We start from the raw sequence: 561 nt of genomic DNA on the forward strand, positions 1-561 counted from the left end.
GCCTTCAAGCTTATCCAATATGAACAGTTGATAAATGTCGTTACCTCCTTATACTCTGAACTGCCTGCCGACTTATAGCGGTCGTTGACTGCTATTCTGAAGTTCAAAACCTCTTTCTCTCCCACTCTGCGCACTTTAGCATCTGCCGTAACCCTTCCTGTAATTTCCATAACCTTAAAATTTAAATGGCCTATAAAATCGTTAACTAAAAATGATTGAATTCCTTCCCTTTACAGCCGCCTCCCCTTTAAAACTGTTTTCAAAAGAAAAACGGAAAAAAGAAAGCAAGAGCCAAGCGCAAGTAAAAGGATGCGAAGTGCTATAAGTCCCGAAGGGCTGGCAAAAGGAACTGGAGCCAGTTATGCGCATGCGGCAGACGCACTGGCGCTATCTTGGCTACCTTTTTATCCGTTTCGAATGAAAACCAATTGATGCTAAGCGCTTCTTCTTAATTTTACCGTTATTAGAAACACCTGATATTAAGACCATAAAGTTCCCGTGGTCTGGCAAGATGAACGGTTGTTTAACAACCGCCTATCTTGCCACCCATTGCCTCGGAAC

General features: G+C 42.8%; 2 protein-coding genes. One reads left to right on the top strand and one right to left on the bottom strand.

Features of this window, described 5'->3' with window-relative positions; translation table 11 throughout:
- A partial coding sequence (locus tag J7574_RS23130; RefSeq protein ID WP_290974723.1) for a single-stranded DNA-binding protein occupies positions 1–170 on the bottom strand: 170 nt, incomplete at its 3' end.
- 139 nt (positions 171–309) lie between these two features.
- Between J7574_RS23130 and J7574_RS23135 the strand changes: the two genes are divergently transcribed.
- Positions 310–432, top strand: coding sequence for a hypothetical protein (locus tag J7574_RS23135; protein WP_290974721.1), 123 nt, complete (start codon positions 310–312; stop codon positions 430–432).
- Positions 433–561: the final 129 nt, after the last annotated feature.

The sequence above is a fragment of the Flavobacterium sp. genome (assembly GCF_017744675.1).
Lineage (GTDB): Bacteria > Bacteroidota > Bacteroidia > Flavobacteriales > Flavobacteriaceae > Flavobacterium.